Here is a 12,946-nt window from a genome sequence, read left to right as displayed (position 1 = left end):
CAAATATTTCCGTTTAAAAACCACGGAGAAATCCATTAAAAAAATAAAAATAAAATCGAGATATGACTTTTGACTTGGATATGATAAAAAAAGTTTATTCTGATTTCGAAACCAGAGTAAACGAAGCAAGGGCCTTCATGGGAAGACCTCTTACTTATTCAGAAAAAATTCTTTGTGCCCACCTTTTCCCTTCGCAGGGGAAAGAAGCATTCAAAAGAGGGGAATCTTATGTGGATTTTGCACCGGACAGAGTAGCGATGCAAGATGCGACAGCACAAATGGCCCTCTTACAATTTATGCAGGCGGGTAAGAAAAAAGTGGCAGTTCCGTCAACTGTTCACGCAGACCATTTGATTCAGGCAAGAGTCGGCGCAGCGAAAGATCTGATTGAAGCTGAAAATAAGAATAACGAAGTTTATCAATTCCTTCAATCAGTTTCCAACAAATATGGAATTGGTTTCTGGAAAGCCGGAGCAGGTATTATTCACCAAGTCGTTTTGGAAAATTATGCTTTCCCTGGTGGAATGATGATCGGAACCGATTCTCACACTGTAAATGCCGGCGGACTTGGAATGGTTGCCATCGGAGTTGGTGGTGCCGATGCTGTGGACGTAATGGCTGGAATGGCTTGGGAACTTAAATTCCCAAAAATGATCGGTGTAAAATTGACCGGAAGACTGAACGGTTGGACTGCTCCAAAAGATATCATTCTAAAAGTTGCAGGGATCCTTACTGTAAAAGGAGGAACGGGCGCGATCGTAGAATATTTTGGAGAAGGTGCCAATTCGCTTTCTTGTACAGGAAAAGGAACAATTTGTAATATGGGTGCGGAAATCGGCGCTACAACTTCCATTTTCGAATACGACCAAAACATGAGCAAATATCTTCGTTCAACAGATCGAGAAGATTTGGCAGATGCTGCTGACGCAATTGCCTACGTTTTGAAAGCTGATCCGGAAGTCCATGCAGAACCTGAAAAATATTATGACCAAGTTATCGAAATAAATCTTGACACTTTAGAACCATATCTAAATGGCCCTTTCACGCCGGACTTGGCAACACCAATTTCCCAAATGAAAGAAATCGCAGAGAAAAACGGATGGCCGACAAAAATCGAAGTCGGATTGATTGGATCTTGTACCAACTCATCTTATGAAGATATTGCAAGAGCGGCTTCTGTAGCAAAGCAGGCAAAAGAAAAAAATCTTGAGGTAAAAGCGGAATACACCATTACACCTGGTTCTGAACAGGTAAGATTCACGGTGGAAAGAGACGGATTTTTGAAAACTTTTGATGAAATAGGCGGCAAAGTTTTTGCCAACGCTTGCGGACCTTGTATCGGGCAATGGGCGCGTGAAGGTGCTGAAAAACAAGAGAAGAATACAATTGTTCACTCCTTCAACAGAAACTTCTCCAAAAGAGCGGATGGAAACCCTAATACTTATGCCTTCGTCGGTTCCCCGGAATTGGTAACAGCGATGGCTATTGCAGGGGATTTGAGATTCAATCCATTGACAGATAAGCTTAAAAATAAAAACGGAGAAGAAGTGATGCTTGATGAACCGAGTGGCGACGATCTTCCAAAATTAGGATTTGATGTAGATGACCCGGGCTATATTGCGCCTGCAGAAGATGGCTCTAATGTAGAGGTGATTGTTTCCCCAACGTCAGATAGACTTCAGTTATTAGAAGAATTTCCAGCTTGGGACGGACTGAATATTACCGGGGCCAGATTACTCATCAAAGCTTACGGAAAATGTACAACTGATCATATTTCTATGGCCGGACCTTGGCTGAAATACAGAGGGCATCTTGATAATATTTCCAACAATATGTTAATTGGTGCTGTAAATGCTTTCAATATGGAGACCAATAATGTTAAAAATGAATTGGATGGCCAATACAAACCAGTTCCTGATTCTGCAAGGCAATATAAGGCGGCTGGTATTCCTACAATTGTAGTTGGTGACGAAAACTATGGCGAGGGCTCTTCCAGAGAACATGCGGCGATGGAACCAAGGCATCTTGGAGTAAGAGCTGTTTTGGTTAAGTCTTTTGCTCGTATCCACGAAACCAATCTTAAGAAACAAGGGATGTTAGGAATTACTTTTGCCAATAAGGACGATTATGACAAGATCATGGAAGATGACACCATCAATTTCCTTGACCTTGACCAATTTGCACCGGGCAAGCAATTGACTTTGGAATTTGTTCACGCTGACGGAACTAAAGATATCATCATGGCAAACCATACTTACAACGCGGGACAGATCGCCTGGTTCAAAGCAGGTTCTGCTCTTAACCTTATCAAAGCGATGGAAAAAGAAGGGTAATACAAAATCCAATATTTCAAAATAATAAAAAAGCAAGAATTAAATGATTCTTGCTTTTCCTGTTTTATTATAAAACTCTGTTTCTTTTATTTATTTCAATAATGCACTAAAGGTATCACCTTGCCTGATATCACCGGTATTGTAACCTTTCATAAACCATTCCTCCCTTTGAGCAGAAGAACCGTGCGTGAAGCTCTCCTGGTTCACATAGCCTTGACCTCTTTTTTGAATATTGTCATCACCAACTGCTGCTGCTGCACTCATTGCTTCTTGAATGTCCCCAGGCTCTAAGAATTTTTCTCTGCTATCAGTTTGTTTTGCCCATAATCCAGCGTAGAAATCGGCTTGTAATTCATTGGCAACAGAAATCTGATTGGCTTGTGTTTCACTTCCTCGTTGGCTAAGTTGATGAACTTTATCCAATGTTCCTAATAGATTCTGGATATGATGTCCATACTCGTGACCGAGAACATAAGCAACTGTAAACTGTCCAACCTTGGCACCGAATTTTTGTTGAAGTTCATTGAAAAAACTCATATCCATATAGATGGTTTGGTCTGCGGGGCAGTAGAAAGGTCCCATTTCTGATTGAGCAGTTCCACAGCCTGAACTTGTTGTACTTTCGAACAAAACGACTTTTGCAGATCTGAATTGGATTCCGTTTTGGTTAAAAACATTTGCCCAGGTTTCTTCATTTTCTTTGGTCAGCATTCTCACAAACTCTCTGATGTTGAGCTCTTCTTTGGAAAGTTGTCTCTGCTCAGTTTGTTGAGGGGAAGAAGTTGCACTGTTTTGTAAAATTGCAGAAGGATCACCTCCTAGAAAGAAAACAATGGCTGCAATAATAATTGTTCCCAATCCACCACCAACTAGCATTCCGCCTCCACCGCCGGAACCGCGTCTGTCATCTACGTTGTCACTTCTATCGTTTGTCCATTTCATCTGATAATATTTTGTGTTTTAAAATTAGTATTTTTCTTTTGATATTAAAGAAATATTTTGGAACATCCTTTATCAATAGCCCCGATTGCAGTGGAAATCCTTTTTCTTTGAAAAAGATTGTAACGGAAAGCGGAATCAAGCTCCTAAAAGATCTACGATCAGAAGTCCTAATTTGTTTTATTGTTGAAGTCGATCATTTTCAATGCAGTAACTGCTGCTTCTACTCCTTTGTTACCAAGGTTTCCACCGCTTCTTGCGATAGATTGTTCTTTGGTATCATCTGTCAAAACGCAGAAAATGGCTGGTGTGTCGGTCAAGATGTTGCAATCTTTGATACCTTGTGTAACACCTGAACAAACATAATCGAAATGAGGCGTTTCCCCACGAATCACATTTCCGATGGCAATAACCGCAGCAAACTTGTTGGACCTGCAAAGTTTCATACTTGCAAAGCTCAACTCGAACGCGCCAGGGACGTAATAGATATGTATGTTTTCTTCTTTGATGCCTTCGGCTTTCAGTGTTTCAACTGCACCGTTTCTAAGGTTGTAGGTTACGAAGTCGTTCCACTCAGAAACAACAATGCCGATTGAATATTCATCGGCATTGGATATGTTGAGTGGCTTATAATCTGATAGATTAGTTGTTGCCATTGTTTAGTAATATTTTGTCATTTCTATGAAAGCATCGGATTGCCCGTTGTCATAGTCCTGATATTTTTCCTCGATTGAAGCGAAGTATTTTTTAGCATCAGCATTTTTCTTAAGTGCTAAGGCTAACATCCCTGCTTTTTTTGTAAAATAATAAGATGTATAAGCATCATCAGAAGCAGAAGAAGCTTTGTCTGCCAATGCAAGCGCATCATCTGCTTTATTAAGGTTTGAAAGACAGTCTGCCATTGCTCCGTATTTAAGAGCTATCAAAACTTTGTTATCTGAACTGAATTTGTCCAACAAGTCGTAAGCTTTCTGATAATTCCCTTTTTTGAATTCTATCAATCCTGCATTGTAAGCAGATAATTTACCTGCTTTTGTTCCGCTGTATTCGTCGTAAGTTCCAATAAAACCAGGATTTGCAACAGATTTCCCACCAAGTGCAAGGTCTTCTTTCCCGTCAGCTAAATTTTTCTGGGCGGCCAAGTAGCTTTTTGTAGCTTCCTCATTTTTAGGGCCAATAATGAATTGCTGATATCCGAACCATCCCAAAACTGCAACAATCAGAATTCCGAATCCGATGCTAAGTACTTTTGCATTTTTTTCTAAGAACGATTCTATGTTAAGTGCTTCTTTATCAAGATCCTTGAAGAATTCTACTGTTTCTTTTCCTTCTTGTTCGTGGTTTTTGTTATGCTGGTCTGCCATAATTTTTTTAATAAATAGAGTGCAAATTTAATGTTTTCCTTTTGATATGCAAAAACTTCTTTTTCTGATGGTTAAAATATTTTAATATTTCAGGATCGAATAAACTTCCGCATCAAATTTTTTGAGCCTTTCCACACCATTCAAATCTTTCAAATCAATCAAAAAACTGAATTGCGCAGGAATTGCTCCTTGCTTTGAAACCAGTTTTGCAGCTGCTTCCGTAGTTCCGCCAGTTGCCAAAAGGTCGTCATGGATCAAAACACGTTGTCCCGGTTTCAAATGTCCGGTTTTCATTTCAATTTCGGCAGAACCGTATTCCAGATCATATTTTTCGCCAATGAAAGGTGGAGGAAGTTTTCCTGCTTTTCTAATTAAAACAAATGGGACATCCAAAGCAACAGCAATTGCAATCCCGAAAAGATAACCTCTGCTTTCAATTCCACAAACTACATCAATTTTCCCTCGACTGAAATTGGCTAGATCGGCAATCACTTCTTCATATAATTTGGGCTGAAGAAAAATCGGACAAATATCCTTGAACTGAATTCCCGGAATCGGAAAGTCAGGAATATTATCTATCGTTTCTTCTAATTTTTTGATCAATTCCGCTGACGCCATCTTCTATTTTTAATTGTTGATTTTATAAGTTGTGATTTTCCAATTGTTGTTAACGGCCTTCAGCCCGTAAGTCACATTCAGAGAAGTCGTTTTCCCGTTTTTGTCTGTCACATCATAAGTTACATTGACATTTGCTGAATTGTCTTTGATATAAGGAACGGCAATGTTTTTTACACTGATGTTTTTTACAGAACCAAAGCCGGAATTTGGATTTGAGAATTTGTCATAAGAACCCCAATTAGGATTCTCAGAAGCGTCATAAGCCGCTTTGAAATTTTGAGAGGACAGGTTATTCAGGAATTTTGTTACGGTTGTTTTTGGGTCGGCCGTTACTTTTGCCGGAGCAGGTGGCGGTGTAACAGCTTCGCCGGTCTGAGGGTCAACTTGCGGCTCAGGAACTTGAATCGAATCCGAAATAACTGGTGCAGGAGGTGTGTAAAGTGCTTTTCCATTCACAGGAATTCCCATTTTAAGCATTTGTAAAAGCTTTTTAGTTGTTTTTACCGTCAGCTTGATATCGATTTTTTCTTCGAAGATCTTTTCTTTTGGAAGCGAAGAATACTTAATTGTAAATCCTCTGAAAGCTGGGTCTTGCATCAGGTTTTTCGAAGTAGAGATCTTGTTTCCACCACTGGAGATTTCCATTACGGTTTCCAACGCAGCGCCTTCAAAATCAACTTTTTTCCCATTGTTGTCAACCAATTGAGGAACAACGATCAATCCTTTGGAACCAGTCAAACTGTCGCCGGCAATATTTGTCACAACAATGTTAAGTGCCGCTGCATCGATATCGTTCGGGTCTTTCTCAGAAGCTACTTCGTTCCCAAAGATATTCATTTCTCCTAAACTTGGCGGAGCGGTACTACTCCAATCGATGCCGTTTTTTTGTGCAACCTGGTCGGCCAATGCAAAAATTTCTGCTGTCTTTTTTCCATCAAGAAGTTTTCCAAGGGCTGCAATTTCCGCAATATCTCCATCGGCTTCTACCCCAAATGTTTTCAGGATATAAAGAGCTTCGTTGAATTTTACTTGTTTCAATGTCGGAAGGCTGGATGCCATATCGTTGATACTTTCCTGAAAGCTTTTGCGATTGCTCCCATCAACACTTGTTTTTTTGCAACCTACCATCAGAATCAATAAAGTTGCTAACAGACAGTATTTTATGAATTTCATTTTGTGTAAGATTTATTTTTAAAAATAAGGAATATGTTTGATTTGAAACGCCTTATATCAATTAATATGCAAAATTAAATTTAAAATTCAGAATTAATCAATTTTTCAAAGAAAATTAAAAAAAGTAACTTTACAGAAAATTAAAGTGGATGCAGAATAAATTAGTAATTGATATTCATAGTTTTTCTTATAAAAAAGGAGGGATCCCTAAAGATAATACAGACAACGGCGGTGGTTTCGTTTTCGATTGTAGAGGAATTCTGAATCCTGGTAGAATTGAAGAATATAAAACCCAAACAGGAAATGACATTGGTGTTCAGGAATTTTTAGAAACTAAAACAGAAATGCCGAGTTTCTTAAAATCAATTCATGATCTTGTTTCTATAAGTATCAATAATTATTTGGAGAGGGGTTTTGAAAATCTTCAGATCAATTTCGGATGTACAGGAGGGCAACATCGCTCGGTTTATTCGGCTATCAAAACGGCAGAATTCATTAGAAAAAATTTCCCGGATGCAGAAGTAAAGATCCATCACGACGAACAATTGCATCTTAATCTATCGTCAGCTTCTAGCAATTAAATTTGCTGTTAGCTTAAAACCATTATTTTAAAATTGATGAGTGAATTAATCATTCATCAATTATCATTTATCATTTACAAATATGAAAGCATTACTATTTGCTGCGGGAATGGGAACCCGATTAAAACCTTTTACAGACAGTCATCCAAAGGCTTTGGCTAAAGTCAATGATGTCACACTCCTGGAAAGGAATATCAAATATCTACAGAGTTACGGCATCAACGATCTTGTCATTAACATTCATCATTTTGGAGGGCAGATCTTGGCTTTCTTGGCTGAGAATGATAACTTTGGGGCCAATATAGAAATTTCAAACGAATCAGAAGAACTTCTGGAAACCGGCGGTGGATTGCTTTTTGCCAAAAGATTTCTGGAAAATGAGAAAACATTCTTGATAATGAATGTTGATATTCTGACAGACCTTAATATTTCCAATTTTGTAAAACTCCACGAACTTAAAGGTGGAATGATAACATTGGCTGTTTCAGACAGAGAAAGTTCCAGAAAACTGATGTTCAATGATAAAATGTTCCTGAAAGGGTGGAGAAATCTTTTGACCAACAAAAAAACTGTTGTTGGCGGAATTTTCAAATTAAGAGAATTGGCTTTTAGCGGGATCCATTGTGTGAATTCTGAGATTTTTGGAAAATTGACCAGAACTGGAAAGTTCTCCATTATGGACGAGTATTTAGACCTAATGAAAGAGGATATCATTATTGGTTATCAACATACGGCTAATCTAGTTGATGTTGGTAAGCCAGAATCTATTGTAGAAGCAGAAAAATTATTCAGATGACACAACAAGACGAAGAAAAAAGATTACAGGAAAGCCTGAGGCAGAAAACCTGGGACGAAACCATTACCAAAGATAGCTGGATGGTCTTCCGAGTAATGTCCGAATTTGTAGATGGTTACGAAAAAATGGCAAAAATCGGACCTTGCGTTTCTATTTTTGGCTCAGCAAGACTGAAACCAGAAAGTTACTATTACAAAATGGCCTCTGACATCGCTAAGAAAATCACCGAAATAGGATTTGGCGTGATTACCGGAGGTGGCCCGGGAATAATGGAAGCTGGAAATAGAGGTGCTCAGGGAAGCGGAAAATCCATCGGGTTGAATATCGAATTGCCTTTTGAACAACACTTTAATCCATACGTTGATAAAGGTTATAATATCAATTTTGATTATTTTTTCGTTAGAAAGGTAATGTTTGTGAAATATTCTCAGGGATTTGTAGTAATGCCCGGAGGATTTGGTACTTTGGATGAACTTTCTGAAGCATTAACTTTGATCCAGACCAATAAAATTGGAAAGTTTCCGATAGTATTAGTTGGTAGTGAATTTTGGAGCGGACTATTGGATTGGTTCAAAGGCACATTGCTAAAAGAAGGATTGATCGCAGAGCACGACCTATCGCTTTTTCGGGTTGTGGATACTGCAGAAGATGCGGTTGAGCATATCAAATCTTTTTATGATAAATATTCGGTAAGTGTTAATTTCTAATGTGTGGCATATAATTTGACCATATATTTTCAATAAAAGTTATTTAATTTTATAAAAATGAAAAAATCTATATTTATATTATCTCTGGGAATTTTACTAATAAGCTTTTTTAGTTTTAAAGACCTTGATTTCTTTTCGTCTATGACCAAAGTTGATTATATTGACGGAACCAAAACTTTGAAATTCACGACAAAACTTAACACTTCACATGTTTCCCAGGCTACAAAAATTGATCCTACCACTGCCGCTTTTGAAGCAGAAGTTAAAAAATATGTAAATAATAATGTAGATGTTGCCGTGAATGGCGCTCCAAAAACCTTGACTTTTACAGGAAGCCAAGTGAACGGAGAATCTGTCTGGGTTTATTATGAAATAGGAAATATATCAGATATATCAAGCCTGAAAATCAAGAATACCATATTGATCGGTCAATTTCCAAAGCAGGTCAATATCATGAATATCACTTACAAAGGTAACCTGAAAACGGTCAATTTCCAAAAAGGTAAGGAAACCGCAGAAGTTACTTTCTAAAATATAAATCGGTCAAATGGCCGATTTTTTTTATGCTAAAGATCTAATGACAATTCGTATGATCCATATGAAATCCATCTTTAGAATGATTCACATGCAAAGCTTCGGATTGTGGAGAAACATAAGGAATCCCTAATTCCAAACCTCTAAGAACAAACAAACCGCCAAGAATAATCATCATTACGGGAATCACTTTTAATATCTTTACACGGAAAGCGGTTGTGATGAAATTGCCTAAGAAAACAACAGCAAACATAAATGGAAAAGTTCCCAGTCCGAAAAGGAACATAAAGAGTGAGCTCTGCCAGATCCCGCCAGCGGCCAAAGAAGCGGTCAAAGCCATATAGACCATTCCACAAGGTAAAAATCCATTTAATATTCCTGTGGCGAAACGAGATTTATAATCAGGGCGTTGAAGGATCTTTCCCAATTGCATTTTGACTTTCAATAAGGCTCTTGAAATGAAAGGGATCTTTGTTGCAAAATCCTTTCCCCCAAAAGACGAAATCGCCATTACAATCAATAAAATCCCGACAGAAACTGTAAGATATTTTTGAAAACCAGCGAGTTCAAAACTTTGCCCGATGATTCCCAAAACTGCGCCTAGAAAAGAATAAGTTAAAATTCTTCCGAGTTGATAAGTAAGATTCTGAAGATAGAAGTTAGCCTTCTGATTTTTGGTCAATCCCATAGAAAGTGCAATAGGTCCACACATACCAATACAATGGAATCCGGATGCAAATCCCAATCCAATGGCGGATATGATGAGCGCTACTTCCATAAGATATCGTAGTCTATCTGGTATGGTTTTTTATTCTCTGTCCATTTCAGTTTTAAAGTATAAGAACCTTTGGATATTACTTTTTTAGGAATCAGGAAAACATTGTGTTGCAAACCGACTTCTTTTCTGACATCCAAGTTAGAATCATCTGTACGAAATAAAACGAAATTCACCTTATTTTCGTCCACTTTTATAGTTTCCGGAAAAGATATCAGCATACCTTCCGAAGTGGCCTTATATTCAGGCACTTTTTCAAGCTTAGCTGCATTTTCTTTTGCATCAATGATGTCTTGATAGTGGAGTTCTTCCTCGTAATAATTATTTGAGATCATCTCTGCATTCTGTTTTCCCATCGGAAAAATGAATATCAGAAATAATATGAAAAGGATGAAACAACCTAATGCAATCATCAATCCGTGCCCCCAATTTAGATTTTTCATTCTTGAATATTTAAAATTGAAATTTGAACGGTCCTTCAAAATAAGTTTTGTAAGAATCCAGTAATTCTCCGTTCATATCGTAAACGCCCAACTCCAGATTTTGTTTCGATAATTTGATTTGACTTTCTGGGAAACTTACAGTTATAGTTCCTTTTATCATTGCATCTCTTTTCAGAACAATTTTATTTGATGCTGAACTGGAAGATATTTCTCCGTTGGCAGGTTCAATGATTTTGATAATGACAGTTTTGTTCTCGTTGGACTTATTGAGGAAGGTATAATTATAAGTATTGTTGATCTTTCCGTCTCTTACAAAGAAAGTTGATCCTGGAGGTTTCAGGAATTTAGCTTCCATTTCTCCCCTATTGTATAGTAATCCACCCAAGAAAACAACAAGAGCCAATAACACAACAGAATAAGCTTTCATTTTCCCGGAGAACTTGAATTTCTGTTGTTCCTCTATCTCTTTTTCAGAAGCATAGCGGATCAAGCCTGTTGGCAGTCCAACTTTTACCATTACCTCGTCACAAGCATCGATACAAGCCGTGCAATTCACACATTCCATTTGCAGACCATCCCGGATATCGATTCCTGTTGGACAGACTACAACGCACTGTTTACAATCAATACAATCACCTTTTCCAACTTGTCTTCTGTCTTCGCCTTTTTTCCATTTAGCTCTGTTTTCCCCTCTTTTATAATCGTAAAAAACATTGATGGTCTCTTTGTCAATCAATACACCCTGTAATCTCCCGTAGGGACACACCATTGTACAAACCTGTTCTCTGAACCAGGCAAATACAAAGTAAAATGCGGCCGTAAACATGATCATTACCAAGAAATTGGTAGGTTTGGCAAAAGGACCTTCCTGCATAATGCGGAAAACTTCTTCATACCCAACAATGTACATAAACATAATGTGGGTAATGATGACTGAAATCAATAAGAAAGTGAACCACTTCAAAGAACGTTTCCATATCTTTTCGGTATCCCAAGCTTGATTGTCAAGCCTTATCTGTTTATTTCGGTCTCCTTCAATAGCATATTCTATTTTACGGAATATCATTTCCAAGAAAATAGTTTGTGGACATATCCATCCACAAAAGATCCTTCCGAAAACAACTGTGAAAATAATGATGAATATTAATGATGCAATAGCTCCTAATGCCAGAATAAAGAAATCCTGAGGATAAAAAGGCTGACCAAAAATGAAGAACTGACGTTCTATAATATTAAATAAAAGAATCGGATTACCATTGAATTTCAGAAACGGAACTGTAAAATATATTGCAAGTAAGAGAATACTTACAATAACTCTGTAATTGGTATATTTTCCTTTAGGTTTTCTTGGAAATACCCATTTTCTTTTACCGGTATTATCCATTGTACCTACAGAGTCTCTGAATGTTTCAGCTTCTACCACCCAGCTTTCTGCCTCGTTGTATTTTTTTTCTGTAGTACTCATATCATTTAGATAAAAAAAGAGATTGTCCCAAGAATAAATAGCTACTATTCATTCTCAAATATCATTCCGAAAGAACGATATTCTTGACAATCTCTTTTATATGTTTTTTATTTAGATTTTTCCCAGTGTGCTTCTGTTCCCTGAGGAGCGGCACCACCCTGTGCAGGTGTGATAGGAGCCTGTTCTTGGTTGATATGATAGACATAGGCTGCCACATTTTGCATATCAAACCCAGAAACTACACCATTCTTACCCCAAGCCTGCATCGTAGGGTTATTTTTACTACCATTGTCAACCATGTAGAATACATTTTTGAACAATGTTTTCTCTGGTTGATTGATCCAGAAATTATCTGTCAAGTTAGGTCCAATGCCTCCTTTTCCGCCTTCACCATGACAAGAAACACAGTTAGTTTCAAAAACCGCTTTTCCAGCTTCTACATTATCTTCTGAGAAAACTGCAGTTTCCAAAGTTGGCTGAGTGACAGTCGCCATATAATCATTGATGGCAGCAGTCTGTTCTCTGTACTCTTGCTCATATTCTTTGTATGGATGAGCGAAATCTGTCAAGAAATATGAAGAAACATAAAGTACACAATATGCACAACCAAAGTAGAAAAGACCTAACCACCATTTTGGAAGCTGATTGTCAAGCTCCATAATTCCATCAAATCCGTGATCGATAAGGATATCCTTTTCTTCTTTTTCAGACTGGCTTTTAAATGCTCCATTCCAAAGATATTGGAAATAAGGGATCTTTTTATCGGCTAGGTAAGTTGCTTTTTCGGCATCAGTTAATTTTTTGAATTTCTCATTCTCGATCAAATCTCCAATAGCATTCTGAATAAAAACAACAATAATACTGATCAAAGCTGTTCCCAAGAAAAATCTGGTAGATAGAAAATCCGATGTCTGGGAGAACATATAGAAAACTACAAGTAATAATCCTAAAACGATTAGAATATTAATATAAACAGGTGTTCTTCTTTTCATTATTAAATATCTTTTTTAATTACAAAGTGAATTTGTCATCGTCATGGTCTTTTTCCAAAGGCGCATTCTCTTCTTCACTGTAATATTTCTTTGGTCTGTTGATTACGATGTAAACTACTACCACAAAAAATAGAATGAAGATGATCATTGCCAAAGTTTGGAAGAAACCTGCATTTTCCACATTGGAGACGATGTCTTTAAAACTTTGCGGAATCATTTTATTTTT

General features: G+C 37.5%; 15 protein-coding genes. 5 read left to right on the top strand and 10 right to left on the bottom strand.

What is annotated here, in order from left to right; genetic code table 11:
- Window positions 1-62 precede the first annotated feature (62 nt).
- Window positions 63-2,333, top strand: coding sequence for an aconitate hydratase (locus BLT30_RS01780; protein ID WP_089870912.1), 2,271 nt, complete (start codon window positions 63-65; stop codon window positions 2,331-2,333).
- Between the two features lie 90 nt (window positions 2,334-2,423).
- On the opposite strand, the gene ypfJ is transcribed toward BLT30_RS01780, so the two are convergent.
- The 5 genes from ypfJ to BLT30_RS01755 form a co-directional block, all read right to left on the bottom strand.
- Entirely contained in the window at window positions 2,424-3,275 is an 852-nt protein-coding gene (ypfJ, locus tag BLT30_RS01775) for a KPN_02809 family neutral zinc metallopeptidase (RefSeq protein WP_089870911.1), read from the bottom strand.
- Window positions 3,276-3,442: 167 nt separating this feature from the next.
- Entirely contained in the window at window positions 3,443-3,928 is a 486-nt protein-coding gene (ribH, locus tag BLT30_RS01770; protein WP_089870909.1) for a 6,7-dimethyl-8-ribityllumazine synthase, read from the bottom strand.
- 3 nt (window positions 3,929-3,931) lie between these two features.
- On the bottom strand, window positions 3,932-4,636 hold the full coding sequence (locus BLT30_RS01765) for a tetratricopeptide repeat protein (protein ID WP_089870908.1): 705 nt from the start codon (window positions 4,634-4,636) through the stop codon (window positions 3,932-3,934).
- A gap of 81 nt (window positions 4,637-4,717) precedes the next feature.
- Window positions 4,718-5,254 (bottom strand): adenine phosphoribosyltransferase, encoded by a 537-nt coding sequence (locus BLT30_RS01760; RefSeq protein WP_089870906.1) that lies wholly within the window; start codon window positions 5,252-5,254, stop codon window positions 4,718-4,720.
- Window positions 5,255-5,263: 9 nt separating this feature from the next.
- A complete protein-coding gene (locus tag BLT30_RS01755) occupies window positions 5,264-6,427 on the bottom strand; it encodes a DUF6694 family lipoprotein (protein ID WP_089870904.1) in 1,164 nt (387 codons plus the stop codon).
- A 149-nt stretch (window positions 6,428-6,576) separates the two neighbouring features.
- Between BLT30_RS01755 and BLT30_RS01750 the strand changes: the two genes are divergently transcribed.
- The 4 genes from BLT30_RS01750 to BLT30_RS01735 all read left to right on the top strand — a co-directional run bounded on the left by BLT30_RS01750 (window position 6,577) and on the right by BLT30_RS01735 (window position 9,042).
- Window positions 6,577-7,008 (top strand): RapZ C-terminal domain-containing protein, encoded by a 432-nt coding sequence (locus BLT30_RS01750; RefSeq protein WP_089870902.1) that lies wholly within the window; start codon window positions 6,577-6,579, stop codon window positions 7,006-7,008.
- An 82-nt stretch (window positions 7,009-7,090) separates the two neighbouring features.
- Complete coding sequence (locus tag BLT30_RS01745; RefSeq protein ID WP_089870901.1) at window positions 7,091-7,804, top strand: nucleotidyltransferase family protein; 714 nt, start codon at window positions 7,091-7,093, stop codon at window positions 7,802-7,804.
- Entirely contained in the window at window positions 7,801-8,511 is a 711-nt protein-coding gene (locus BLT30_RS01740) for an LOG family protein (RefSeq protein WP_089870899.1), read from the top strand. Before BLT30_RS01745 ends, BLT30_RS01740 begins: the two co-directional genes overlap by 4 nt.
- A gap of 57 nt (window positions 8,512-8,568) precedes the next feature.
- Window positions 8,569-9,042: a DUF6702 family protein gene (locus tag BLT30_RS01735; protein ID WP_089870898.1), complete on the top strand. Its 474-nt coding sequence runs from the start codon at window positions 8,569-8,571 to the stop codon at window positions 9,040-9,042.
- 43 nt (window positions 9,043-9,085) lie between these two features.
- Here the strand turns inward: BLT30_RS01735 and BLT30_RS01730 are convergent, their stop codons facing one another.
- The 5 genes from BLT30_RS01730 to BLT30_RS01710 form a co-directional block, all read right to left on the bottom strand.
- Window positions 9,086-9,823 carry a sulfite exporter TauE/SafE family protein gene (locus BLT30_RS01730; protein ID WP_089870896.1) on the bottom strand — a complete coding sequence of 246 codons (738 nt, stop codon included), beginning with the start codon at window positions 9,821-9,823 and terminating at the stop codon, window positions 9,086-9,088.
- The gene (locus BLT30_RS01725) at window positions 9,814-10,263 is read right to left on the bottom strand and encodes a FixH family protein (RefSeq protein WP_089870895.1); all 450 of its coding nucleotides are present in this window, start codon (window positions 10,261-10,263) and stop codon (window positions 9,814-9,816) included. Before BLT30_RS01725 ends, BLT30_RS01730 begins: the two co-directional genes overlap by 10 nt.
- 10 nt (window positions 10,264-10,273) lie before the next feature.
- On the bottom strand, window positions 10,274-11,728 hold the full coding sequence (ccoG, locus tag BLT30_RS01720; protein WP_089870893.1) for a cytochrome c oxidase accessory protein CcoG: 1,455 nt from the start codon (window positions 11,726-11,728) through the stop codon (window positions 10,274-10,276).
- Between the two features lie 107 nt (window positions 11,729-11,835).
- Window positions 11,836-12,720 carry a cbb3-type cytochrome c oxidase N-terminal domain-containing protein gene (locus BLT30_RS01715; protein WP_027383356.1) on the bottom strand — a complete coding sequence of 295 codons (885 nt, stop codon included), beginning with the start codon at window positions 12,718-12,720 and terminating at the stop codon, window positions 11,836-11,838.
- A 19-nt stretch (window positions 12,721-12,739) separates the two neighbouring features.
- Window positions 12,740-12,937 carry a hypothetical protein gene (locus BLT30_RS01710; RefSeq protein ID WP_027383357.1) on the bottom strand — a complete coding sequence of 66 codons (198 nt, stop codon included), beginning with the start codon at window positions 12,935-12,937 and terminating at the stop codon, window positions 12,740-12,742.
- Window positions 12,938-12,946: the final 9 nt, after the last annotated feature.

This window comes from Epilithonimonas hungarica (assembly GCF_900102265.1).
Taxonomy (GTDB): Bacteria; Bacteroidota; Bacteroidia; order Flavobacteriales; family Weeksellaceae; genus Epilithonimonas; species Epilithonimonas hungarica.
This window is presented reverse-complemented; position numbering and strand designations above follow the sequence as displayed.